Source organism: Methylorubrum aminovorans, assembly GCF_022179725.1.
GTDB classification, from domain to species: domain Bacteria; phylum Pseudomonadota; class Alphaproteobacteria; order Rhizobiales; family Beijerinckiaceae; genus Methylobacterium; species Methylobacterium aminovorans.
On the sequence record NZ_BPRC01000008.1, the window covers coordinates 191428 to 213736 of the forward strand.

A 22309-nucleotide genomic window follows, 5' to 3' on the forward strand; every position below is an offset into this window, starting at 1 on the left:
CAAGCGGAGACCGGATCACCGATCTCGCTCGAACAGGGCCGCGGCCTCGGGCCCCTGCGGAAACGTCAGGGGCATCCGGACCACGCCGCGATGATAGGGGAAGCGGGCGCGCTGAAGCGGCTCCGGCCCCGTGAAGATCAGGCGCGGGCGGAACGAGACCGGGCTGACGCAGACCAGGTAACTGCGCAGGTTGCGCTCGCCGGGCACGAACATCGCCGTATCGAGATAGCGCGCCTCGTGCCGCACCCAGGCCGGGATGAACGGCAGCCGCCAGCGCCGGGCGAGATGCTCGCCGACCCCGCCGAGGAAGGCGTCGGGCCGGGCCTGCCCGAGAAAGCCCGGATCCTCGGCGATCATCGCGGCCTGCGCCGCCGTCTCGCCGTCGCGTGCGTAGAAGGCGTCGAGGAAATTCTGGAGATGGTGGTCCCAGTCGCCGTCCTCGCGCGCCCGCTCGACGACCTCGCGCAGGGAAGCGGGCCTCATCGCGGTCGATCCTGAAGCACCGACCGGAAGCGCAGGCTCGCCTCGTCCGGCGGCACCTCGTCGTAGACGGAAACGTACAGGTCGTGCAGCGCCACCTCGTCACGGATGCCGAGTTGAAGGGCCAGCTGCCGTGCATCGCTCAGGTCGCGGTCGCCACGGCCAAGATTCTGTAGAGCGTGCAGCTTCATGGCGAGGAGGTAGCGCGGCGTGGCGAGCACCGTGCGCAGGCCCGGCGTCCCGTCAGCCGGGTAAAGGCCGGTGGCGGTGAACCACGCCGGATCCTCGTCGAGCGGCGTGAACATGCCGACCGCGTTGTTGAGCCAGTCGGGCGGCAATCCGAGTTCTTCCGCCACTCGCCCAACCGAGGGCGCTAGCGCCGCCTCGTCGAAGCCTTCGCGCACCACGGCATCAAGATCATCGGTGCCGCGCCGCCACGCGAATTGCAGCATCAGCGCCCCACCGCCATAGACGGCCATTTCCACGAACAGCCCGCGCGCGGACAAATCCGCGCCGAGCCGTTCGAGGGCCAGGAGGAGGCGGGTGCGGTCGAAGGCCGGGACCATGCAGGCAGTGTAGCGGTGCTGCCCCCCGCAGGAAAAGACTACTCCGCGGCCGCGGCGAACACCGTCCCGGCCCGCGGCAGGTCCAGCGTGTCCCAGGTCTCGACCAGCGCCGCGGTCAGCGCGCCGATGCGTTCGTCGTCGTGGAAGGGCGAGGGCGTGATGCGCAGCCGCTCGGTGCCGCGCGGGACGGTGGGGTAGTTGATCGGCTGGATGTAGATGCCGTGACGCTCCAGCAGGTGGTCGGCCGCCGCCTTGCACAGCTCGGCGTCGCCCACCATCAGCGGCACGATGTGGGTCTCGGTGCGCAGCACCGGCAGACCGGCCGACTCCAGGGCCGCCTTGGTGCGGGCTGCCTGGCGCTGATGCGCCTCGCGCTCCAGCTTCGAGCGCTTGAGGTAGCGCACCGAGGCCCGCGCCGCCGCGGCCACGGCCGGCGGCAGGGCGGTGGTGAAGATGAAGCCAGCCGCGTGGCTGCGGACCGCGTCGCACAGCGTCGTCGAACCGGTGATGTAGCCGCCGACGCAGCCGAAGCCCTTGGCCAGCGTGCCCTCGATCACGTCGACCCGGTGCATCACGCCGTCGCGCTCGGCGATGCCGGCGCCGCGCTCGCCGTAGAGGCCGACCGCGTGAACCTCGTCGAGATAGGTCATGGCACCGTAGGCGTCGGCGAGGTCGCAGATTGCCGCGATCGGCGCCACGTCGCCGTCCATCGAATAGACCGACTCGAAGGCGATCAGCTTGGGCCGGTCACCGGCCTCGGCGAGCAATTGCTCGAGATGTTCGAGATCGTTGTGGCGGAAGACGCGCTTCTCGCAGCCGGAATGGCGCACGCCCTCGATCATCGAATTGTGGTTGAAGGCATCCGACAGGATCAGGCAGTTCGGGATCAGCTTGGCGATCGTCGAGATGCCGGCCTGGTTCGAGACGTAGCCGGAGGTGAAGACGAGACCCGCCTCCTTGCCATGCAGGTCGGCGAGCTCACGCTCCAGATCGACCAGCGGCGAATTGTTGCCGGCGATGTTGCGGGTGCCACCGGCGCCGACACCGCAGCGGGCGGCGGTCTGGGTCAGGGCGCCGACCACCTCCGGGTGCTGGCCCATGCCGAGATAGTCGTTCGAGCACCATACGGTGATCTCGCGGTTGCCGCCCTCCGGGCGCCGCCAGGTGGCCTGCGGAAAGCGGCCCGAGATGCGCTCGATATCGGCGAAGACGCGGTAGCGGCGCTCGCTGTGCAGGCGATCGAGGGCCGCGCGGAAATGACCGTCGTAATCCGTGCGCGGACCGGCGGGGCGGACCGGCGGCCTTTCGAATCTGGCCCGGCCGTTGCTTGCACCGGTCTCGTCCACGCCGCCATCGCCGCCCACGATCGACTCGTCGGGTAGGGTGGCGCTGTCGGCAGCGTTCACGGGCATCAGGTTCACGGGCATCCGTCCTCGACGCTTTCGGCTGGCCGGGCGTTCTTCTCGGGACGCCTCGGGTAAAGAATTCGGGCTCGGGTGCCGCCCTGAGAGAGCGTTGCCGAACCGTTCGCAGCCGGGCGGTGATCTCCCAGGGTTCAGCCCCCAGGGAGCGACACGGGCTGGCCGCGCCTCATCGTCCAACCGGCGGCGCCCGCTTGGTTCCGGGACGAGTCCCTCGCCGGCGCCGCTGTGGTCGCAAGATAGGAGGTATTTTCGAACTGGTTCAAGGTGAGTTCGAGACATTCCTGCTTTGCGCCGGCTTTACACCGGCTTGAACAGCCTCGCGATCTTGTCCGTATCCGCATGCGACCATCGTGCTCGACGAGGAAGCGTCCTGTGGACCGCGCCGACGAGACCGTCTTCAGGACATCGCGCGGGAGCCTCGCGGACGACGGGTCGCACCTTCGCAGCGGGACCGCCGGTGACGATGGGTCGCGGCGCGAATCACGGCTCGGCAAATCACGGCTCGGCTTGGCAGGCCGGCGCAGCCATGGGCTCTGAACCGGCGCTGGCGAAGGTCGTGAAACCGCGATACGGCCTCAGTGCGACAGCCGGTTTCAGCGGCGGCATCGTTTCGGAACGCGAGATGGCCACCAAGGACGAGGAGCGCGCGGCACGGCTGAAGGCGGCCCTGCGCGACAACCTGCGCCGCCGCAAGGCACAGGCCCGAGGCCGAGTCGACGACGCACCCGATGCCGCCCCCGCGGCCGATTCCGAACCTGCAACGAACGAGCGTTCGGCCGGGAAGGATTAGCGGCCATTCCCGCATTCCCCGCATCGCACCGCCGATCGCGGAAGCGATGCCCGGCGCGCAGGATGGAACCGAACGGCCACGCTTCTTCTTTTTGCCGGATACCGCCTATACCTCCACCCTGAACGAGGGGCGCCCCTGCGCCCGGCACGCAAGGCGACCTCCGCGACCGGAACGGAGGGGCTCCGAGGACCCTATGGACCGCATCCACATCACGGGCGGCACGCCGCTCAACGGCACGATCCCGATCTCGGGCGCCAAGAACGCGGCCCTGCCGCTGATGATCGCGAGCCTTCTGACCGGGGAGACGCTGGAACTCATCAACGTGCCGCGGCTCGCCGACATCGCGGCGCTGACGCGCATCCTCGGCAATCACGGCGTCGATCACATGGTCGTCGGCAAGCGGCCCGGCCAGACCGCCGAGACCGGCCAGACCGTCCGGCTCACCGCCTCGAACGTCATCGACACCACCGCGCCCTACGAACTCGTCTCGACCATGCGGGCGAGCTTCTGGGTCATCGCGCCCCTGCTCGCCCGCTTCGGCGAGGCCAAGGTGTCCCTGCCCGGCGGCTGCGCCATCGGCACGCGCCCGGTCGACCTGCTGCTGATGGCGCTGGAAAAACTCGGTGCCGAGATCGAGATCGATGGCGGCTACGTGGTCGCCAAGACCAAGAACGGCCTGCGCGGCGCCGAAATCGACTTCCCCAAGGTCACGGTCGGCGGCACTCACGTCGCCCTGATGGCGGCGGCGCTCGCCTACGGCACCACGGTGATCGACAACGCCGCCCGCGAGCCGGAAGTGGTCGATCTTGCCGAGTGCCTGTCCAAGATGGGCGCGCGGATCGAGGGCGCCGGCACCTCCCGCATCGTCGTCGAGGGCGTCGCGCGGCTCGGCGGCGCCCGCCACGAGGTGCTGCCCGACCGGATCGAGACCGGCACCTACGCCATGGCGGTGGCGATGACCGGGGGCGACGTCTCCCTCGTCAACACTCGGGCCGACCTGCTCTCGTCGGCTCTCGACACCCTGGCCGCCACCGGCGCCGAGGTCACGAGCCTGCCCGACGGCATCCGCGTGCGCCGCAACGGCGGCGGCATCAATCCGGCGGACATCACCACCGATCCGTTCCCCGGCTTCCCGACCGACCTCCAGGCTCAGTTCATGGCGCTGATGACGCTGGCCAAGGGCCAGTCGCGCATCCGCGAGACGATCTTCGAGAACCGCTTCATGCACGTGCAGGAGCTGGCGCGCCTGGGCGCCCGGATCCGGCTGGACGGCGACCTCGCCGTGGTCGAGGGCGTGGAGCGGCTGAAGGGCGCGCCGGTGATGGCCACCGACCTGCGCGCCTCGGTCTCGCTGGTGATCGGCGCGCTCGCGGCGGAAGGCGAGACGCAGATCAACCGCGTCTACCATCTCGACCGCGGTTTCGAGGCCCTGGAAGCCAAGCTCGGTCGCTGCGGCGCGCAGATCGAGCGCGTCCGCGCCTGAAGGCATCCGGCGGAGCCGACCGTCGGCTCCGCCCTCGCATGGAAGACGGCCTGCACCGCATCGTGCAGGCCGCACCCGTTCGACAATCCCGAGAAATCAGCGCCCGACGGCACCGCGCTTGATGCCGAAACCGGGGATGTCGCAGGCGCAGGGCGCGTTCGGCGGCGCGAAGGCCGTCGGGCAACTGCCGCGGGCGGTCACGCAGATGCTGCCGCCGCCACGGCCGCCGCGCGGCGGACCCCGGAAGCGCGGACCGTCGTCCTCATCGTCGTAGCGGCGGCGACGGCCGTAATCCTCGCCGTAGCGGCGCTGGCCGTACCCGTCATCGTCGCGGTAGCGGCGGCCGTAACCGTCGTCGCGGCGCGGGCTGTCGTAGCCGTCGCGATAATACTGGGCGCTTGCCGGGCTCGCCACGAACCCGAGGGCCAGGACGACCCCCAAGGTGCGCCCCATGGCCAGAACTCCGCTCTTCATCGTCCTCGTCCCCTCCGGCTGTCTCACCCAGGCCGTCTCACCAAGGTCATGCTTGGGTCATGCTCGGCCTTAGCCTAGCGCTCATGAACGCGCGATGAGCCCGAAAGAGCCTCGGCCTCGCGTAACCGTACCCGAGCCTGGTGAATCGGATCCTCCCTCGCGAGCCGGCTGCCGGTTGCCGCAGGCGGGTCGCGTCGCTACCTACGCCTCGAAATCCGCTTCCCGCGCGTTCGGTCGGGGAGCCCGGAGCGTCAATGATGGAGCTTCTCAAGCTCGCCGCCCTCGACGTCGAGGATCTCGCCGTCATCTCGGCCCACCTGCAGGACGCGATCCTGCGGGCGGAGGATCTCGCATGGCTGCCGGGCGAGCACCGCTTCGCCCTGGCGGCGCGCCGCTTCGACTGGTCGGTGCCTCCGGGCGAGCCGCCCCGGCGCCGGCTCGCGGGCCTGCATTTCGAGCGGGTGCTGTCGGTGAAGGCCAGGGGCATCACACCGGGGGCGGCCTCGGGCGAGACATTGAGCCTGCTGGCCATCACCTTCGAGGAGACAGAAGCCCCCTCCGGCTTTGCCACCTTGGTCTTTTCTGGCGGCGCCGCGATCCGCCTCGAACTCGAATGCATCGAGGTGCGCCTGAAGGATCTCGGCCCGGTCTGGCAGGCCGATGGCCGCCCCGACCACGAGGCGGCGCGCAGCCTCGTCGAGAACCGCCCGTGACCCCCCTCCCCCGAACCGCCGATATGATCCGATGATCCGCCTCGACAGCCGCGACCCCGATTTCGGGGCGTCCTTCAAGCGCCTGCTCGGCCTCAAGCGCGAGATCTCGGAGGACGTGGATGAGACCGTGCGCGGTATCATCGCCGGGGTCGTCTCCGGGGGCGACGCGGCGCTCGTCGATTACACTCGCCGCTTCGACCGGCTCGGCCAGGACTTCTCGGCCGCCGCCCTGCGCATCACCCCCGAGGAGGTGGAGGCGGCGGTTGCTGCCTGTCCGCCCGAGGCCCGCGCCGCCCTGGCGCTCGCCGCCGAGCGGATCGAAGCCTATCACCGCCGCCAGGTTCCCGAGGACCACCTCTCCACCGACGACCTCGGCGTCACCGCCGGCTGGCGCTGGACCGCGCTCGAATCGGTCGGGCTCTACGTGCCCGGCGGCACCGCGAGCTATCCCTCCTCGGTGCTGATGAACGCGGTGCCGGCGCGCGTGGCCGGCGTGCCGCGCATCGTCATGGTGGTGCCGACCCCGGAAGGGCAGCTCAACCCGCTGGTGCTTGCCGCCGCGCAGCTCTCCGGGATCACCGAGATCTACCGCGTCGGCGGCGCCCAGGCCGTCGCAGCGCTGGCCTATGGCACCGAGAGCATTTCGCCGGTGGCCAAGATCGTCGGCCCCGGCAATGCCTGGGTGGCGGCGGCCAAGCGCCGGGTGTTCGGGCAGGTCGGCATCGACATGATCGCCGGCCCCTCCGAGGTGCTGATTCTGGCCGATCACCACGCCAACCCCGACTGGATCGCCGCCGACCTCCTGGCCCAGGCCGAGCACGACGAGGCGGCGCAGTCCGTGCTCATCACCGATTCGGATGCGTTGGCCGAGGCGGCTGAGGCGGCGGTGGAACGCGCGCTGACGACCCTGCCGCGTGAAAAGATCGCCCGTGCCAGTTGGCGCGATTACGGCGCGATCATCCGCGTGAGAGACTTCGACGAGGCGGTGCCGCTGGTCGACGCGATCGCGCCCGAGCACCTCGAGATCGAGACGCAGGACGCCGACGCACTCGCGCTGAAAATCCGGAATGCCGGGGCGATCTTCCTCGGCTCGCACACGCCCGAGGCGATCGGCGATTATGTCGGCGGCCCCAACCACGTGCTGCCGACCGCCCGCTCGGCACGGTTCTCCTCGGGTCTCGGAGTGCTCGACTTCATGAAGCGCACGTCGATCCTGCGCTGCGATCCGGCGGCCCTGCGGGCGCTCGGCCCCGCCGCGATCGCTCTGGGCGAATCGGAGGGGCTCGACGGTCACGCCCGCTCGGTGGCGATCCGCCTCAATCTCTGACATCAGCCGATCGGGGCGCGGACGATCACTTTTCGGGCCGCGCCTTCCGGAACGCTTGCCTGCGGAGCGGGCTTGCGGCTCATGTGACGGCAAGAGGGCGCCCGGATTCGGGTCCCGACGTGAGAAGGCGGCGGCGATGAAGGCCGAACCGAAGCAGGGGGAAGACGGGGCGCCGGAGAAGCCGAGGAACCGGCTTGCATCGGTGCGCTTCGACGAGGCGTCGATCGGCCGGGGCAATCCCGACCAGGAGCACGAGCGCGCCATCGCGATCTACGACATCCTCGAGGACAACGCCTTCACCCTGCCCGATCGCGACGAAGGCCCCTACGCCCTGGTCCTCGGCCTCGTCGAGAACAAGCTGTCCTTCGCCATCACGACGGAGGCCGGCGAGCCGGTGATGACCCACCTGCTCTCGCTCACCCCGTTCCGCCGGGTCATCCGCGACTACGAGATGATCTGCGAGAGCTATTACAGCGCGATCCGCACCGCCTCGCCGACGCAGATCGAGGCGATCGATATGGGCCGGCGCGGCCTGCACAACGAGGCCTCCGAACTCCTGCGGCAGCGCCTGGAGGGCAAGGTCGATCTCGACCACGACACCGCGCGCCGCCTGTTCACCCTGATCTTTGCCCTGCACTGGAAGGGCTGAGGTCAGCCCGGCCCCGCCGCCGGCAGCGGTCAGCAGAATGAGGCCGAGGACGCCCCGAGCGGCACGGCAGAATCCTGCCGAGACGGGGATGCGCCCGGCAAAACGATGCGCTTTCGGGAATTCCGGGGCAGTCCTATATCAGCGTGTGCACGAGCACGTCACGAAACGCCCGATCCGTGGTGCATCGGCGCGAGGGGACGGGGGCGCTTCGCGAGAGGGCACGGTGTCTGCATCGACTTTTCCGACCGGCCGGCGCCCTCTCCTCGGGACCATGCCCTCAGGCAGGGCATGACGGACGACGCCATCCCCGGGACCGGGCCGAAGAATCGGCGGGTCCAATCCGTCCTGTTCATGTGCAATTTCAACGCGGTGCGCTCGCTGGCGGCGGAGGCGATCGCGCGCCACTATTTCGGCAAGTCCACCTACGTGCAGTCGGCCGGCGTGCGCTCGGGCGAGCCGAGCGACCCGTTCATGATCGCGGCGCTCGACGAGATCGGCATCGACGCCGCCCGCCACAAGCCTCGCACCATCGAGCAGCTCGAGGATTGGGAGGGGCTGAACTTCGACCTGATCATCACCCTGTCGCCGGAGGCCCACCACCGGGCGCTCGAACTGACCCATACCCTCGCGGCGGATGTCGAGTACTGGCCAACGCCCGACCCGACCCTGATGCAGGACGGCACCCGCGAGCAGCGCCTCGACGGCTACCGCGACGTGCGCGACGGCCTGACCTACCGGATCAAGTCCCGGCTGAAGGGATAAGGGCGTCGCATGACAATCCGTTACGTCGAGGGCGACATCTTTGCCGACCCGGAGCGCGTCCTCGTCCACGGCTGCAACGCCTTCGGCAAGATGGGCGCCGGCTTCGCGCTGCAGGTCAAGCGACTCTACCCGGAGGCCTTTCGCGCCGACCGCGCGGCCTTCGAGAGCCTGGACGACCGGCAGGCGGGCCTGCCGCTCGGAAGCGCGACCTGGGTCCGCGCCGCCGACGGCCGCCTCATCGTCAACGCGGTGACGCAGCGCGACCATGGGCGGGCGAAGGGACGCGTCTACGTCGATTACGAAGCGGTGCGGACGGTCCTGCGCGCCATCGATGCGCGCGCCCGCAGCGACGGATTCGAGGCGGTCGCTTTCCCGCTCATCGGCGCCGGGCTCGCGGGCGGATCGTGGACGATCCTTTCGCAGATCATCGAGGCGGAGGCACGGGCCTTCGAGCCCTTCGTCTACCTGTTCGACGGGATACGGCCCGAGCCCTGACTCGCCGTGTCCCGACCAACTCCCCGACGCGCCACCTCGATCGGCTGCGGCGGCCGGCGCCCACCTCGGACAGGGGCGCCGGCTCGCGGGATCAGGAGGCAGCCGAGACCGGCCGGCCCTCGCTGGCTGCTTTGCTTCCCTTGCTGCTTCCCTTGCGCAGGAGGCTGACGAGGGCGGCGGCCACGGCCACGGCCAGGATCACGAGCTGGGTGCCGAGCGCCTCCCAGCTTCCGTTGCTCAAGCCCCAATCGGTCACGAAGGCGGGCACGCCGTCGGTGGTGAAGGGGATCAGCGCCTGCTCCTGAAGCTCCTGGAACGCCTCGCTGACCATCCGCAGGCCCATGAAGAACAGGAAGGCCGAGGTCACGATGAACATCGGGCGCAGCGGCAGGCGCAGGGCCAGCCACTGCATCGCCACGAACATCGCCACCAGCGCCACCGCCGCCGCGGCGAGCCCGCTCAGGAGCGAGGCGTCGAAGCCGTTAGCCGTCTTGGCCAGGGCGTGGACGAACAGGATCGTCTCGGCGCCCTCGCGGAACACCGCGAGGAAGGCGATGCCCGCCAGCGACAGAACGGTGCCCGCACCCAGCGCCCGCTCGGCGAGCCGATTGAGATCGGCCTGCCACGCCTTCGGGTCCTGGCGGACGAACATCCAGCCGCTCATGTAGAACAGCAGTGCCGCGGCCGCGAGCATGACGCCGGCCTCGAACAGGTCGCTGTGGTTGCCGTCGTAGAAGGTCGCGAACACCCAGGCCATGACCGCGCTCGCGGCGACGGCGGCAAGCGCACCCATATAGACCGGTGTGATCCGCTCCGCCGCATTCGCGCGGCGAAGGAAGGCGGCGAGCGCCGCGATCACCAGCAGAGCTTCCAGTCCCTCACGGAACAGGATGATGAAAGCCTGCACGAACGTCGATCCGTCCGCCATCCGATTGCTCCCGTTTCGATCCGCTTGACGCACGTCCCGGCGGATTGTCTGCCTCGACGGCGGCGCCATTCCACCCAGCGCCGCCAATACTTGTCACGTTATCGCAGTATTCTGATATAAATTGCAGCTTAGAAACGTTCCTAACAAGAAGATCGGATCATTTCCCGGCGACCAATCGGCGTTTTTCGCCTCGCGTGCCAGTACAACTCTTTGCACCGTCTTCGCAAGCATCCGGCTGAGATGACAAGATCGCGCCGTAGCGCCGCGGCGTTGCCGCGGATGGTAGACAAATTTTCGCCGTTTTCCCGAAATTGGCGCGAAACCCAACGGCCACGTTGGGGATTGTTGATGCAAGATGCCGTGGCGCCTGCAAGGCGGACCACCGGCCGCACCAACTGAACCGTTGAAGCGCGCCCGCCACGGCGCGCGGGCAGGATATCATGATCGCGAACTCCTCCGCCGCGGCCGCCTTCGCCGGCCTCGTCCTGATCGGCTTGTCCGCGGCCCCGGCCCTCGCCGCGCCGGCCGCCAGCCGCAGCACCACGCAGATCGCGGAGGCCACGCAGGTCTCCCAGACATCCGTGGCCGCGGATAGCGAGGAGGACAGCGCCAACTGCAACAAACAGCGCCGTCGCCTGTGGATCGAGGGGGAAGGCTGGATCGTCCGCCGCGTCACGATCTGCCGCTGATCGCGTCCGCGCAGCGAAACTGCCAGCCGCCTCAGTACTCTGCATCGGCTGGCGGGACGGGGGCCGGTGGAACGACCATGGGTGCGGCCGCTTTCATACCGTGAATCGCGTTGTGAATCGCGCGCCTCGGACTGCGCCACCGGAGAAGTCTCGATCCATGCGCCGTACCCTACGTCCCGTTCTCGTCCGCGCCGCCGGCCTGGCCACCCTGCTTGTGCTCGGCACCGCTTCGGGGGCTTCCGCCGACCCGTATGGCTATGCCTACGGATACGGCGATGGCGGGTACCGCTTCGCCGGCCCGGTGGTCGAGGGCGCCTATCTCGGCGCGCCGTTCACCCGGCTTCCGAGCACGAGCCGGATCGTGCCGCCGGCCTGGGGCTACGGCACCTACGGCGTCCCCACCGTGGCCGGCATCCGGGAGGCCCCGGCCGCGCGCCCGACGCTCACCGTGATCGAGCGACAAGGCTCGCTCGGCAGCCGCCCTGCGATCCGGCGGCCGGGTGCCCGCGTCCTCACGAAGGACTCCAAGGGAACCTGGACCGATCCGGGCCCGCGATCCGAGGGCGAGGCCGGCGTCGCTCGGGTGGTTTCGGTCCGGGTTCCGGCCCGCACGCGCTAATCCCGGTCGAGCGGCGTTCGGTCCCGCCGGCTCCACGCGGGTGGCAGCGCTGCTTTAGACGGCCCCTTAACTTGTCTTGCGCACAATCTCCCTCGTTCAAGGGGGTAGCGCCGTGCATATCGTCATCGTGGATTCGAGCCGCGTCGTCCTGCGAATCGTGGCGGGCATGCTCGAACCGCGCGGACATGTCGTGACGCAGTTCACCGATTCCGCCGAGGCGCTCGCCTACGTCACCGACAATCCCGCGGTCCGCGCCCTGATCACCAGCCTGGAGGTCCGGCCTCTGAGCGGGCTGGAGCTGTGCTGGTCGGCCCGCCTGCTGGCCGAGTCGAGCCGTCCGCTCTCGATCATCGCGATGTCCTCCGCCCGCAACGCCCGCAACCTCGCCGAGGCGCTGGACAGCGGCGCCGACGATTTCATCGACAAGCCGCCGGGCGCCGAGGAATTGCAGGCGCGCCTGCGGGCCGCCGAGCGCCTCACGACGCTTCAGGGCGACCTAATCCGGCTCGCCGAGACCGATCCGCTCACCGGCCTGCTCAACCGCCGCGCCTTCCTGCACCGCACGCGGGAAGCCGCCAACCGGACCGGCTCGTTCGGACATCTCTGCGCCGTCCTCCTCGACATCGACCACTTCAAGCGCATCAACGACGAGCATGGGCACGATGTCGGCGATGCGGCGATCAAGGCGGTGGCCGGGCTGCTCGAGTCGGAAGGCATTTCCGGGCGTCTGGGCGGCGAGGAGTTCGCGGTGGTGCTTCCCGGGCAGCGCCTCACCGAGGCGGAGGCCATCGCTTCGCGCCTGCGCCTCAAGGCCTCCGACCTGCGTATCCGTTCGCCCAAGGGCCCGGTGCGCCTCACCTGCAGCTTCGGCATCAGCGAATGGTCCGAGGGCGAGACCATCGATGGCCTTCTGAAACGGGCGGATATCGCTCTGTACGAGGCCAAGACCACGGGTCGCAATCGCGTGGTGTCGGCGGTGACCGACCTCATCCTCTCCCGGACGGCCTGACCCGGCGACGGTCCCGAGCGCGCCGCAGCGGGACCGCCACCGCGCCGAAGGGGAAACGGCCTGTTTTCGGCCATCTCCCTCCGCTTTCCGCCTCCGCTCGTCTCGAAGCGGGACAGTGGCTGCCGGGCGGCTCCGTGCGGGGTCATTTTGGCGCCTGAATCGCCCCTAAGCTGCTGGAACGACTCTTGTTCTTCTTTCTCCGCACAAGCCGCACCGTTCTGCGGCGGGACGAGAGGGGAGCGGCATGAGTCAAGCCGTCAGTCATACCGCCGGCCACACCGCCAGCAGGGCCGTCGCGTTGTTGATCGTCGATGAGGCCGCCGGGCTGGACGACCGGCTGCGGGCCGGGCTGGAGCACGCGCCGGCCCTGCGCACGATCGGTGAGGACGATCTCGTCCAGGGCGGTCCGGTGCCGGCCGTGGCGCTGGTCCCGGTGGATGGTGCCCGCGCGGAAGCGGGCTGCGTTCGGATCGCGACCTTGCGCGAGGGCCGGCCCTGGCTGCGGGTGCTGGCGGTGTTCCGGACCCTCGACGCTCCGGCGATGAACCGGCTGATCGCGGCCGGAGCCGACGCCTTCGTCGGCGCGGGCACACCGGCCGAGGAGGTCTGCGCCAGCGTGCTTGCCCTCGCGAACGGGGCGTCGCCCGCGCCGTCGGCCATCGTCCGCTCCGCGGCCGAGGACACGGCCATCGGCCTCACGCCGCGCGAGGCGGAGGTTCTGCGCTTTCTCAGCGCCGGCTTCAGCAACAAGGAGGTCGCCCGTCGGCTCTCCCTGAGCGTGCGTACGGTCGAGACCCACCGGCTGAACCTGCGCCGCAAGACGCAGACCGGCCGCCTGAAGGATCTGGTCAAGCTCGCCCGCCAGCTCGGCCTCGCCCCGGTCCTCGACGCCGAGACGCCGCGCAGCCCGGCCCGGCACACGCCCCTCTCCGCCCGAGTCTGAGAGCTCGCGCGCCGGGCCGGGCACCTCCCGGAGGCGTCAGGTCGCGCGGGCCTCCAACTGCTCGTCCAGCGCCGAGAGCGGCCGTTTGGGCTTGCGGCCGACATGATCACCCGGCACCGAGGGCTCGAACGGCTCCGGCCCTTTGCGCAGGAGCTTGGCGAGGTAGTAGCTGCCGAAGCCGAAGATGATCGCGTAGGCGATGATGAAGGCGATGAGGGAGGTCGTCACGGCCTGGGCGGTGAGCGGGGAATGGGCGTCCGCCGTCTTGAGCAGGCCGTAGACGATGTAGGGCTGCCGCCCGATCTCGGCGGTGAACCAGCCGAAGATCACCGCGCCGAAGCCCGAGGGCGTCATCAGCATGGCGCAGGTGAGGAAGGCGCGGTTGGTGAACAGCGTCCCCTTGCGTCGCAGCCACAGGCTCCACAGGCTTAAAAGCAGCATCGCCATGCCGATCGCGACCATGATGCGGAAGGAATAGAAGACCGGCCAGACCGGCGGGCGCTTGTCGGGTGTGACATCCTTCAGGCCCGGCACCACGCCGGAGAAGTCGTGGGTGAGGATGAAGGAGCCGAGCTTCGGGATACCGATCTCGAAGTCGTTGCGCTCGGCCTCCATGTTCGGGATCGCGAACAGCAGCAGCGGCATGTTGGCCTGCCGGTCCCAGTTCGCCTCGATCGCCGCGAGCTTGGTCGGCTGGTGCTTCAGCACCGCAAGACCATGCGAATCGCCGACGAAGATCTGGATCGGCGTGAAAATCACCGCGAACCACATCGCCATCGACAGCGAGACCCGGGCCCCCTGCACCTTCGCCGGCGGCTCCTTGCGGGCTCGCAGGATCATCCAGGCGGCCATGCCGGCCACCGCGAAGGCCGTCGTGAGGAAGCAGCCGAGCACCATGTGCGCATAGCGGATCGGGAAGCTCGGATTGAAGATCACCTGCCACCAGTCGGTGGCGACCGCCCGGCCGTTCTCGATGGTGAAGCCGGCCGGCGTCTGCATCCAGGAATTGGCGGATAGGATCCAGAAGGCGGAGATCAGCGTGCCGAGCGAGACCATGCAGGTCGACAGGAAGTGCAGCCGGTCGCCGACCCGGTCCCAACCGAACAGCATGATCCCGAGGAAACCCGCCTCCAGGAAGAAGGCGGTGATGACCTCGTACTGGATCAGGGGCCCCAGCACGTTGCCGGTGAAATCGGAGTAGACGGACCAGTTCGTGCCGAGCTGATAGCTCATCACGATCCCTGAGACGACGCCGAGGCCGAAGGAGACCGCGAAGGCCTTCACCCAGAAGCGATAGAGCACCCGGTACATCGGGTTGCGCGTCCACAGCCACTGCGCCTCCAGCCGCACGAGGAAGGCGGCGAGGCCGATGGTGAAAGCCGGGAAGATGATGTGGAAGGCCATCGTGAAGCCGAACTGGATGCGCGAGAGCATCAGGGCGTCGAGTTCCATCGCTTCACCTTCCTGACCGTCGAGCGGCCGCGATCCGAACGCAGCGGCGGGGATCGTGCGGCACGGCGAGCCGCGGCGATCTCTTGCTCAACCGGATTTCTGAACGGTGGTTCGCCGCCGCGGGCGATTGCGACGAGCTGCGGCGTCGCGGCGGGGTGGGCGACAGCCCCCTCGGCGGCGGCGCGGCCTCCGGGCCCACCCGACTTTCGGCTCTGAAATCTTCCCGAAGTTACGTCTTCGGCATCGGGAATGTTTCATTTTAGATCTATGTTAATCTCAAAAATGGGAAGAACGACCCACACGCAGACCGGGTCATCGCCATGGCGGTACCAGCATCAGTTCCTTCCCCGCTTCCGGGGGCGATGACACAGCAACCGGTGAGCGCGCCGACCACGATCGCGGACATGACCCGCGAAGTCGGGCGAATTGCCGGGGATCGGGTCGGACGCATCCGACAGATCACGGCCCAAGCGAAGATGCTGGCTTTCAACGCCCTGATCGAGGCGGCCCGTGCCGGAGAGCACGGGCGCGGCTTTTCGGTGGTGGCGCAGGAGGTGCGTGGCATCGGCGCCGAGATCGAGGCGCTGGCGCAGGAACTTGAGACCGGACTGACGACGCGGATCGCCGAATTGCAGCAGGGCGTCGATGCGATGACCGCGAGGGCGCAAGGCGAACGTTTGATCGATCTCTCCCTCAACGCCATCGAGCTGATCGACCGAAACCTCTATGAGCGGACCTGCGACGTGCGCTGGTGGGCCACCGACGCGGCCGTGGTCGCCTGCGCCGCCCGGCCGAACGAGGACGGGGCGGCCGACCATGCGACGCAGCGGCTCGGGGTGATCCTCTCGGCCTACACCGTCTACCTCGATCTCTGGCTGTGCAGCCGCGACGGGACCGTGCTCGCCAACGGCCGGCCCGCCCGCTACCCCGGCGTGCGCGGGCGCAGCGTCGCGGGAGAGACGTGGTTCCGGGACGCGATCCGGCTTGCGAGCGGCGACGACTACATTCCTGGCAACGTCCGCCGCGAGGCCCAGCTCGGCGGCGCGCAGGTCGCGACCTACGCCGCCGGGATCTACGGGACGGGCGGCGGACCGGCCTGTGGCGTTCTGGCCATCCACTTCGATTGGGAATCCCAGGCGAAGGCCATCGTCGAGGGCGTGCGGATCGCACGGGAGGATCGGGAGCGCACCCGCGTGCTCCTGGTGGACGCGCAACGCCGCATCCTGGCCGCCTCCGACGGCAAGGGCATCCTCACCGAAACGCTCGCCGCGGACCTGAACGGGCGGGAAAGCGGTCTCGTCCGCGATCCCCGGAGCGGCGCCGTGACGGCGTTCCATCGAACGCCGGGCTACGAGAGCTATCGCGGACTCGGCTGGTACGGCGCCATCGTCCAGAGCGAAGCCTGATCGGATTTCCATAGGGCATGGTCGGGTTCCGCGCGTCCGGCGACCGCATGCTGCCCCGTCGCATCGACCATGAAGCTTCGTCGTGATGGTGCCTGGCACTGCGGCGGACGTATTCCTTCACCGTCGTTACGACGCGGAGAATGCAGCCCGAAGCGATCCCAGCGACCGGCTCACGCCGCCCGGCGACCGCCGGAGGTGCGCTTCGTGCCGGTCGGCTTCGCCTTGCGGCCCCCGGTCTGGCGCGGCGGCGCGATCTTCGCCGTGCCGTCGGGATCGGCCGCGGCGGCCTTCGTTGCCCGCTCCAACCGCCCTCTGAGCAGGCTCAGCACCGCCGCCTCCTCCGGGCGCAGGGCATCGAGGCCGCTCTTGAGCTCGCCCTCGACCGCCTCCTTCACCTGCAGCAGCATTCCGCCTTCGAGGTAGCAGTCGAGGATCTGCGGGTGGATGTAGCACTTGCGGCAGATGGTCGGCGTGTTGCCGAGCCGCCCGGCCACCGACTCGATCGCCGCGCGAAGGTTCTTCTTGGCCTTGGCCGCGTTGTCGAATGCCTCAAACTCCCGCAGCGCCAGGGCGGCGAGCACGGTGCCGGCCCAGGTGCGGAAATCCTTTGCCGTGAAATCCTCGCCCGTGATCTCGCGCAAATACGCGTTCACGTCGGAAGAGGTGACGTCGCGCCGCTCTCCCTCGTCGTCGAGATACTGAAACAGCTCCTGGCCGGGCAGGTCCTGGCAGGCCTTGACGATCTTGGCGACGCGCCGGTCACGGACCGAGACCGACCATTCCTTGCCGCTCTTGCCCTTGAAGCGGAAACGCATCTCGGAACCGGCGATCTTCACGTGCGGATCGCGCAGGGTGGTGAGGCCGTAGCTCTTGTTGGAGCGGGCGTAATCGTCGTTGCCGACGCGGATCAGCGTGGTTTCCAGCAAGTGGACCACGGTGGCGAGCACCTTTTCCCGCGGCAGGCCGCGCTTGCCCATATCGGCGTCGATCCGCGCCCGGATGCCCGGCAGCGCCTCGGCGAAGGCCATGATGCGGTGGAACTTCGAGGCCTCCCGCGCCTCGCGGAAGCGGGGATGGTAGCGGTACTGCTTGCGCCCCTTCTCGTCGCGCCCGGTCGCCTGGATGTGACCGTTGGGGTGCGGGCAGATCCACACATCCGTGTAGGCCGGCGGGATCGCGAGGCTTTTGAGCCGGGCGATTTCTTTCGGATCGCTCACCGCCGCGCCTTTCGGATCGATGTAGCGGAAGCCCTTGCCGTTGCGCTTGCGCCGCAGGCCGGGCTTCGAATCGTCCACGTAGCGCAGGCCCGCATCCCGCGCGGCCTCGCGGGGATCGACCACGCCGGCTCCGGCCTCCTCCGACAGCATCACGCCCTCCCTGATCCGTGGGGCGACAACCGGGCGGAAGCCTGCGCTGTTCCGGAGCAGCCCCCGTGCTATGGCCACGCACGATGACCGCCTCAGCCTCTCTCTACGCCGGCAAAAACCTCGTCTTCGTCGTCACGGAGGACTGGTTCTTCGCCTCGCACTTCCTGCCGATGGCCCGCGCCGCCCTGGAGATGGGGCTCAAGGTCGCGGTGGTGACGCGGGTCCGCGCGCACCGGGCCGTGATCGAGGCCGCCGGCATTCGTGTCGTGCCCCTGGAAGCGGAGCGCTCCAGCCTGAACCCGATGGAGGCGGGCTACGCGGCCGGCCAGCTCTCGGGCATCCTGAAGGCACTGAAGGCGGACATCGTCCACTGCGTGGCGCTGCGCGGCATCCTCGTCGGCGGCACGGCGGCGGCGATGGCGGGCATTCCGCGCCGGGTCTTCGCGCTGACCGGCCTCGGCCTGCTCGGCGCTCGCGCGGACGCGACCGGGCGCCTGTCGCGCCTCGCCCTGAAGGGCCTGTTCCGGGGGCCGCTGGCGAGCCGGCAGACCCGCTTCCTGTTCGAGAACCCGGACGATGCCCGCGCACTCGGCCTCGACCCGTCCGACACCGCCGTGACCCTGGTCGGCGGCGCAGGCGTCGATCCCGATGCCTTCGCCCCGCGGCCCCTGCCGCCGCCTTCCCCGCTCAAGGTCGCCATCGTCGCGCGGATGCTGTGGTCGAAGGGCATCGACGTCGCCGTCGAGGCGGTGCGGCAGGCGCGCGCCGGAGGCGTGGCGGTGGAACTCTCGCTCTACGGCGCGCCCGACCCGTCGAACCGCCGGGCGATCCCCGAGGCGACCCTGCGGGAGTGGTCGCACGACGGCATCGCATGGCACGGCCCGACGGCGGACGTCGCCGGCGTGTTCGCCGCTCACCATGTCGGCGCCCTCCCCTCCCGCGGCGGCGAGGGTCTTCCGCGCACTCTGCTGGAGGCGGCGGCTTGCGGTCGGGCGATCCTCACCAGCGACGTCCCGGGCTGCCGCGACCTCGTCCGCGACGGCGTCGAGGGCCTGCTCGTGCCGCCGGGCAATGCCGCCGCCCTCGCCGCCGCCCTGTCCCGGCTCGCGGCCGATCCGGCCCACGTCGCGCGGATGGGTGTGGCGGCGCGGGCGCGCATCCTCGAGGGCGGCTATACGGAAGCCGCCGTCGCCGCGACCGTTGCCGGGCTCTACGCCGAGCTTCTCGCCCCGTGACGCCGGTTCGTGACCCCGTCCGCTTCATCCGCGAGCACACGGCCCTGCGCACCGTTCCGCACGCCCCCGAGATCGTCCTGCACGTCGCCGACGAGGCGACCGCGCTGTGGCAGAAGACGGAGGAGGAGCTTGAGGCGATCGGCCTGCCGCCGCCGTTCTGGGCCTTCGCCTGGGCCGGGGGACAGGCGCTCGCCCGCTACATCCTCGACAATCCTGGGACGGTGGCCGGGCGGCGGGTGGTCGATTTCGCCTCGGGCTCGGGGCTCGTCGCCATCGCCGCGGCAATGGCCGGGGCGGCCCACGTTATCGCGAGCGACCTCGATCCCTTCGCGCTGCACGCGATCCCGCTCAACGCCGCGGCCAACGGTGTGGCGGACCGCATCACCGCGGAAGGCCGCGACCTGATCGGCACCGATGCGCCATGCGTGCTCGCCGCCGACATCTTCTACGAGCGCGACCTCGCCGCCGCGGTCGGCGGCTGGCTCGGCGACCTGCACCGGCGCGGGCGCACGGTCCTGATCGGCGATCCCGGCCGCTCCTACCTGCCCCGCGAGCGGCTCGTCCCGGTCGCGACCTACGAGGTGCCCGTCACGCGGGCGCTGGAGGATGCCGAGATCAAGCGCTCCTCGGTCTGGCGCTTCGCCTGAACCGGCGCCGCGGCCGGCCTTGCCGCCTTGGCCCGGATCGCGCATCCGGCGGGAAGCTCCATCCTCCCCGCCCGGTGTGAAAAGAATGCTCGACAGGTTGCTTCACGCCGGCGCGAGCCTCGCCCTGCTGCTCGCCGTGGCATGGCTGTTCTCGGTGAACCGACGGGCGATCCGGCCGCGGGTGGTGCTGGCCGCCCTGGCGCTTCAGGTCGGGATCGGCGCGCTGATGCTGTTCGTGCCCCTCGGGCAGCGGGCGCTCGGCGCGGTGGCGGATGTCGTCACCACCGTGCTCTCCTTCGGCGACAGGGGCACCGCCTTCCTGTTCGGCGGCCTCGTCGAGCCGCGGATGTTCGAGCTGTTCGGCGGCTCCGGCTTCATCCTCGCCCTGCGGGTTCTGCCGCAGATCCTCTACGTCTCGGCCCTGATCGGCGTGCTCTATCATCTGGGCGTGATGCAGGCGCTGGCGCGCGTCCTCGGCGCGGGCTTGCGCAAGGTGCTCGGCACCTCGCCGATCGAATCGTTCTCGGCGGTCATCACCATCTTCATCGGGCAGAGCGAGATCGCCGTGGCCCTGCGCCCCTTCCTCGCGGCGCTCACCGCGGCCGAGCTGTTCGCCGTGATGACGAGCGGGGCCGCCTCCACCGCCGGCTCGATCCTCGCCGGTTACGCCGCGCTCGGCGTGCCGATGCCGTATCTGCTGGCCGCGTCCTTCATGGCGATTCCCGGCGGGCTGCTCTACGCCAAGATCCTCGTGCCCTCGACCGAGCCGACGCGCATCCTCACCACGCGGGTGGAGTTCGGCGAGGCGCGCGCGGCCAACCTGATCGAGGCCGCCGCCGACGGCACGCAGAAGGGCCTGGGCGTCGCCGTCGCCGTCGGCGCGATGCTGATCGCCTTCGTCGGGCTGATCGCGCTGGTGAATGCCGCCATCGGCTGGACCGGCGGCGTGTTCGGCTTCACCGGCCTCTCGATCGAGGGCATCCTCGGCGTCGCGCTGGCGCCGCTCGCCTGGCTGCTCGGCGTGCCGTGGGAGCAGGCGACGCTCGTGGGCGGCGCCATCGGCCAGAAGATCGCCTTCAACGAATTCCTGGCCTATGCCGGCCTGTCTCCGACCTTGAAGGCGGGCACCCTCGATCCGCGCACGGGCGCGATCCTGTGCTTCGCGCTGTGCGGCTTCGCCAACCTCACTCGGTGGCGATCCAGCTCGCGAGCTTCACCAGCCTCGCCCCCGAGCGCCGGCCCGAGATCGCCCGGTTCGGCCTGCGGGCGATCCTGGCCGGCACCCTGTCGAACCTCACCAGCGCGGCCATCGCAGGCCTGTTCATCACCGGATGAGGGGCCGCACGCGAACCTTTCGGTCCCTTTCGTCATTCTGAGAGGATGGAGAACGCGCCCCTCATGGAACAGGCCCGAGCCACGCAGACCGAACGGTCGCCCCAGCCGCAAGCCCCGGCGCCGGTCACGGCGCGCGACTGGGACGAGCGGGTCGACCGCGCCACCGCGAAGCTTCCGGAGCGGGCGCAGCGCATGGTCCGGTGGCTGCGCGAGCCGGCCCGCTTTCCCGTGCGTCTCGTGGCCGCGATCCTGCTGATGCTCGGCGGCATCTTCTCGATCCTGCCGGTGCTGGGCCTGTGGATGCTGCCGCTCGGCCTCGCGCTGCTCGCTCAGGATGTCCCCGGCCTCAAAGTGCCGATGGAGAAGTCCGCCCGCTGGATCGAGCGGCAATGGCGGCGCTGGCGCGGGCGGTAATCCCGGCTCGGCGCCCGGGGCGCTTCGGCGTTCTGCCGCGCTTGACAGGATATTCGCGGCAGACGACCCATCGCGAATGAGCCTCACCCGAGAAAGGCTCTTCGGAGACAACCTGTGATGCCGTTGCGTCTGTTCTCCCGCGGGCTTGCGGCCGCCCTCCTCGCGGCGGCTTTGCTGGCGGGGGCCGTGTCCCTCCCCTCCTCGGCGCGCGCCGAGGATGCGGTTTTCCCGCCGAGCTCCCGCTTCGGCTTCAAGCCTCCCTCGAGCATGGTGCTCTCAAAGCGCTTCACCGGCTTCGAGCGGACCGGCGGCGGCGCGATGCTCTCGGTCGTCGAACTGCCGGCCGGCGCCTATCCGGAACTCAAGCAGAGCTTCACCGACGAGAACCTGAAGACGCAGGGCCTCGTCGTCCAAAGCCGCGAGCCGGTGACGCTCGATGGCGGGGCCGAGGGCGTTCTGTTCACCGGCGAGCCGACGCCGGCCGACGGGAAGGGCATGCCGGCGGCCCGCAAGTGGCTCCTGATCGTCGGCGCCAAGGAAGTGACCGGCATTATCATCGCCCAGGCCGCCGTCGAGGCCGAAACCGACGAGACCATGCGCGGCATGCTCACGGGCGTGCGCATCCGCGGGGCGCTGAGCCTCGACGATCAGGTCGCTGCCCTGCCCTTCCGCATCGATGAATTCGCGGGCTTCCGCCCGGTCCGGGCGCTGGCGGGCAATTCCGTGCTGCTGACCCTTGGCCCGCGCGATCAGGTCTCGAACCTGGAACAGCCGATTCTGGTGATCGCCCAGGCGGTGCAGCAGGCCACGCCCCAGGAGCAGCGCGACGGCTTCGCCCGCGCCTCGCTCTACGCGAACCAGACGATGAAGGACTTCGTGGTCGAGCGCTCGCAGAGCTACCGGCAGAACGGCGTCGACTGGCACGAGATCGTGGCCCGTGCCACCGACATCCCCTCGGGCCAGCCGGTGGTGGTCTCGCAGACTATCCGCTTCAACCCGGACGGCTATATCCGCGCCGTCGGCGTCACCCGCGCCGATCAGCGGGAGCAGATGCTGCCGCTGTTCCGCCAGGTAGTGGACAGCCTGCAACTGCGCTGAAGCT

At 69.7% G+C, this 22309-nt stretch carries 23 protein-coding genes and 1 pseudogene; 17 read left to right on the forward strand and 7 right to left on the reverse strand.

The window, feature by feature from the left end:
- Positions 1-15: 15 nt before the first annotated feature.
- The 3 genes from MFF24_RS13445 to hemA are packed head-to-tail and all read right to left on the reverse strand — an operon-like array spanning position 16 to position 2473.
- The gene (locus tag MFF24_RS13445) at positions 16-483 is read right to left on the reverse strand and encodes a hypothetical protein (protein ID WP_238224884.1); all 468 of its coding nucleotides are present in this window, start codon (positions 481-483) and stop codon (positions 16-18) included.
- Positions 480-1046, reverse strand: coding sequence for a hypothetical protein (locus MFF24_RS13450; RefSeq protein ID WP_238224885.1), 567 nt, complete (start codon positions 1044-1046; stop codon positions 480-482). The genes MFF24_RS13445 and MFF24_RS13450 overlap by 4 nt, the downstream gene beginning before the upstream one ends.
- A gap of 38 nt (positions 1047-1084) precedes the next feature.
- Positions 1085-2473 carry a 5-aminolevulinate synthase gene (hemA, locus tag MFF24_RS13455; RefSeq protein WP_238224886.1) on the reverse strand — a complete coding sequence of 463 codons (1389 nt, stop codon included), beginning with the start codon at positions 2471-2473 and terminating at the stop codon, positions 1085-1087.
- Positions 2474-3092: 619 nt separating this feature from the next.
- Between hemA and MFF24_RS13460 the strand changes: the two genes are divergently transcribed.
- Together MFF24_RS13460 and murA are read left to right on the forward strand one after the other, a co-directional pair.
- Positions 3093-3260, forward strand: coding sequence for a hypothetical protein (locus MFF24_RS13460; RefSeq protein WP_238224887.1), 168 nt, complete (start codon positions 3093-3095; stop codon positions 3258-3260).
- Between the two features lie 193 nt (positions 3261-3453).
- Complete coding sequence (gene murA / locus MFF24_RS13465) at positions 3454-4743, forward strand: UDP-N-acetylglucosamine 1-carboxyvinyltransferase (RefSeq protein ID WP_238224888.1); 1290 nt, start codon at positions 3454-3456, stop codon at positions 4741-4743.
- 96 nt (positions 4744-4839) lie between these two features.
- Here the strand turns inward: murA and MFF24_RS13470 are convergent, their stop codons facing one another.
- On the reverse strand, positions 4840-5217 hold the full coding sequence (locus MFF24_RS13470) for a hypothetical protein (RefSeq protein WP_238224889.1): 378 nt from the start codon (positions 5215-5217) through the stop codon (positions 4840-4842).
- A 257-nt stretch (positions 5218-5474) separates the two neighbouring features.
- On the opposite strand from MFF24_RS13470, the gene MFF24_RS13475 reads away from it, so the two are divergent.
- From MFF24_RS13475 to MFF24_RS13495, 5 genes are all read left to right on the forward strand, one after another.
- Positions 5475-5930 (forward strand): DUF2948 family protein, encoded by a 456-nt coding sequence (locus MFF24_RS13475; RefSeq protein WP_238224928.1) that lies wholly within the window; start codon positions 5475-5477, stop codon positions 5928-5930.
- Positions 5931-5961: 31 nt separating this feature from the next.
- The gene (gene hisD / locus MFF24_RS13480) at positions 5962-7257 is read left to right on the forward strand and encodes a histidinol dehydrogenase (protein WP_133089499.1); all 1296 of its coding nucleotides are present in this window, start codon (positions 5962-5964) and stop codon (positions 7255-7257) included.
- Between the two features lie 136 nt (positions 7258-7393).
- Entirely contained in the window at positions 7394-7906 is a 513-nt protein-coding gene (locus MFF24_RS13485; RefSeq protein WP_108939927.1) for a UPF0262 family protein, read from the forward strand.
- Positions 7907-8194: 288 nt separating this feature from the next.
- Positions 8195-8668 carry an arsenate-mycothiol transferase ArsC gene (locus MFF24_RS13490; RefSeq protein WP_108939926.1) on the forward strand — a complete coding sequence of 158 codons (474 nt, stop codon included), beginning with the start codon at positions 8195-8197 and terminating at the stop codon, positions 8666-8668.
- Positions 8669-8677: 9 nt separating this feature from the next.
- Positions 8678-9163: a macro domain-containing protein gene (locus MFF24_RS13495; protein ID WP_238224891.1), complete on the forward strand. Its 486-nt coding sequence runs from the start codon at positions 8678-8680 to the stop codon at positions 9161-9163.
- 91 nt (positions 9164-9254) lie between these two features.
- Here the strand turns inward: MFF24_RS13495 and MFF24_RS13500 are convergent, their stop codons facing one another.
- A complete protein-coding gene (locus MFF24_RS13500; RefSeq protein WP_238224892.1) occupies positions 9255-10091 on the reverse strand; it encodes an FTR1 family iron permease in 837 nt (278 codons plus the stop codon).
- A gap of 440 nt (positions 10092-10531) precedes the next feature.
- On the opposite strand from MFF24_RS13500, the gene MFF24_RS13505 reads away from it, so the two are divergent.
- From MFF24_RS13505 to MFF24_RS13520, 4 genes are all read left to right on the forward strand, one after another.
- Entirely contained in the window at positions 10532-10780 is a 249-nt protein-coding gene (locus MFF24_RS13505; RefSeq protein WP_108939923.1) for a hypothetical protein, read from the forward strand.
- A 157-nt stretch (positions 10781-10937) separates the two neighbouring features.
- Positions 10938-11399: a hypothetical protein gene (locus MFF24_RS13510; protein WP_238224893.1), complete on the forward strand. Its 462-nt coding sequence runs from the start codon at positions 10938-10940 to the stop codon at positions 11397-11399.
- Positions 11400-11511: 112 nt separating this feature from the next.
- Positions 11512-12408, forward strand: coding sequence for a GGDEF domain-containing response regulator (locus MFF24_RS13515; RefSeq protein WP_133089503.1), 897 nt, complete (start codon positions 11512-11514; stop codon positions 12406-12408).
- Between the two features lie 244 nt (positions 12409-12652).
- Positions 12653-13351, forward strand: coding sequence for a LuxR C-terminal-related transcriptional regulator (locus tag MFF24_RS13520; protein ID WP_133089504.1), 699 nt, complete (start codon positions 12653-12655; stop codon positions 13349-13351).
- A gap of 36 nt (positions 13352-13387) precedes the next feature.
- Here the strand turns inward: MFF24_RS13520 and MFF24_RS13525 are convergent, their stop codons facing one another.
- Positions 13388-14803 (reverse strand): cytochrome ubiquinol oxidase subunit I, encoded by a 1416-nt coding sequence (locus MFF24_RS13525; RefSeq protein ID WP_133089505.1) that lies wholly within the window; start codon positions 14801-14803, stop codon positions 13388-13390.
- 320 nt (positions 14804-15123) lie between these two features.
- Between MFF24_RS13525 and MFF24_RS13530 the strand changes: the two genes are divergently transcribed.
- Positions 15124-16209 carry a methyl-accepting chemotaxis protein gene (locus MFF24_RS13530; RefSeq protein WP_373322690.1) on the forward strand — a complete coding sequence of 362 codons (1086 nt, stop codon included), beginning with the start codon at positions 15124-15126 and terminating at the stop codon, positions 16207-16209.
- Between the two features lie 170 nt (positions 16210-16379).
- Here the strand turns inward: MFF24_RS13530 and MFF24_RS13535 are convergent, their stop codons facing one another.
- Positions 16380-17576 (reverse strand): DNA topoisomerase IB, encoded by a 1197-nt coding sequence (locus MFF24_RS13535; RefSeq protein ID WP_133089507.1) that lies wholly within the window; start codon positions 17574-17576, stop codon positions 16380-16382.
- A gap of 83 nt (positions 17577-17659) precedes the next feature.
- On the opposite strand from MFF24_RS13535, the gene MFF24_RS13540 reads away from it, so the two are divergent.
- The 5 genes and pseudogenes from MFF24_RS13540 (at position 17660) to MFF24_RS13560 (ending at position 22305) form a co-directional block, all read left to right on the forward strand.
- The gene (locus MFF24_RS13540; RefSeq protein ID WP_238224894.1) at positions 17660-18811 is read left to right on the forward strand and encodes a glycosyltransferase family 4 protein; all 1152 of its coding nucleotides are present in this window, start codon (positions 17660-17662) and stop codon (positions 18809-18811) included.
- Positions 18808-19458 (forward strand): class I SAM-dependent methyltransferase, encoded by a 651-nt coding sequence (locus tag MFF24_RS13545; RefSeq protein ID WP_238224895.1) that lies wholly within the window; start codon positions 18808-18810, stop codon positions 19456-19458. The genes MFF24_RS13540 and MFF24_RS13545 overlap by 4 nt, the downstream gene beginning before the upstream one ends.
- Positions 19459-19543: 85 nt before the next feature.
- Positions 19544-20793 (forward strand): annotated as a pseudogene (locus MFF24_RS13550) (NupC/NupG family nucleoside CNT transporter).
- Between the two features lie 63 nt (positions 20794-20856).
- Positions 20857-21207, forward strand: coding sequence for a hypothetical protein (locus MFF24_RS13555; RefSeq protein ID WP_373322691.1), 351 nt, complete (start codon positions 20857-20859; stop codon positions 21205-21207).
- A gap of 117 nt (positions 21208-21324) precedes the next feature.
- Positions 21325-22305, forward strand: coding sequence for a hypothetical protein (locus MFF24_RS13560; protein WP_166059150.1), 981 nt, complete (start codon positions 21325-21327; stop codon positions 22303-22305).
- Positions 22306-22309 lie beyond the last annotated feature (4 nt).

What these genes read in the sequence shown, in the direction of transcription:
- MFF24_RS13445 (WP_238224884.1), bottom strand. Translation starts at nt 483, where the DNA reads ATGAGGCCCGCTTCCCTGCGCGAGGTCGTCGAGCGGGCGCGCGAGGAC.
- MFF24_RS13450 (WP_238224885.1), bottom strand. Translation starts at nt 1,046, where the DNA reads ATGGTCCCGGCCTTCGACCGCACCCGCCTCCTCCTGGCCCTCGAACGG.
- hemA (WP_238224886.1), bottom strand. Translation starts at nt 2,473, where the DNA reads ATGCCCGTGAACCTGATGCCCGTGAACGCTGCCGACAGCGCCACCCTA.
- MFF24_RS13460 (WP_238224887.1), top strand. Translation starts at nt 3,093, where the DNA reads ATGGCCACCAAGGACGAGGAGCGCGCGGCACGGCTGAAGGCGGCCCTG.
- murA (WP_238224888.1), top strand. Translation starts at nt 3,454, where the DNA reads ATGGACCGCATCCACATCACGGGCGGCACGCCGCTCAACGGCACGATC.
- MFF24_RS13470 (WP_238224889.1), bottom strand. Translation starts at nt 5,217, where the DNA reads ATGAAGAGCGGAGTTCTGGCCATGGGGCGCACCTTGGGGGTCGTCCTG.
- MFF24_RS13475 (WP_238224928.1), top strand. Translation starts at nt 5,475, where the DNA reads ATGGAGCTTCTCAAGCTCGCCGCCCTCGACGTCGAGGATCTCGCCGTC.
- hisD (WP_133089499.1), top strand. Translation starts at nt 5,962, where the DNA reads ATGATCCGCCTCGACAGCCGCGACCCCGATTTCGGGGCGTCCTTCAAG.
- MFF24_RS13485 (WP_108939927.1), top strand. Translation starts at nt 7,394, where the DNA reads ATGAAGGCCGAACCGAAGCAGGGGGAAGACGGGGCGCCGGAGAAGCCG.
- MFF24_RS13490 (WP_108939926.1), top strand. Translation starts at nt 8,195, where the DNA reads ATGACGGACGACGCCATCCCCGGGACCGGGCCGAAGAATCGGCGGGTC.
- MFF24_RS13495 (WP_238224891.1), top strand. Translation starts at nt 8,678, where the DNA reads ATGACAATCCGTTACGTCGAGGGCGACATCTTTGCCGACCCGGAGCGC.
- MFF24_RS13500 (WP_238224892.1), bottom strand. Translation starts at nt 10,091, where the DNA reads ATGGCGGACGGATCGACGTTCGTGCAGGCTTTCATCATCCTGTTCCGT.
- MFF24_RS13505 (WP_108939923.1), top strand. Translation starts at nt 10,532, where the DNA reads ATGATCGCGAACTCCTCCGCCGCGGCCGCCTTCGCCGGCCTCGTCCTG.
- MFF24_RS13510 (WP_238224893.1), top strand. Translation starts at nt 10,938, where the DNA reads ATGCGCCGTACCCTACGTCCCGTTCTCGTCCGCGCCGCCGGCCTGGCC.
- MFF24_RS13520 (WP_133089504.1), top strand. Translation starts at nt 12,653, where the DNA reads ATGAGTCAAGCCGTCAGTCATACCGCCGGCCACACCGCCAGCAGGGCC.
- MFF24_RS13525 (WP_133089505.1), bottom strand. Translation starts at nt 14,803, where the DNA reads ATGGAACTCGACGCCCTGATGCTCTCGCGCATCCAGTTCGGCTTCACG.
- MFF24_RS13530 (WP_373322690.1), top strand. Translation starts at nt 15,124, where the DNA reads ATGGCGGTACCAGCATCAGTTCCTTCCCCGCTTCCGGGGGCGATGACA.
- MFF24_RS13535 (WP_133089507.1), bottom strand. Translation starts at nt 17,576, where the DNA reads ATGCTGTCGGAGGAGGCCGGAGCCGGCGTGGTCGATCCCCGCGAGGCC.
- MFF24_RS13540 (WP_238224894.1), top strand. Translation starts at nt 17,660, where the DNA reads ATGACCGCCTCAGCCTCTCTCTACGCCGGCAAAAACCTCGTCTTCGTC.
- MFF24_RS13555 (WP_373322691.1), top strand. Translation starts at nt 20,857, where the DNA reads ATGGAACAGGCCCGAGCCACGCAGACCGAACGGTCGCCCCAGCCGCAA.
- MFF24_RS13560 (WP_166059150.1), top strand. Translation starts at nt 21,325, where the DNA reads ATGCCGTTGCGTCTGTTCTCCCGCGGGCTTGCGGCCGCCCTCCTCGCG.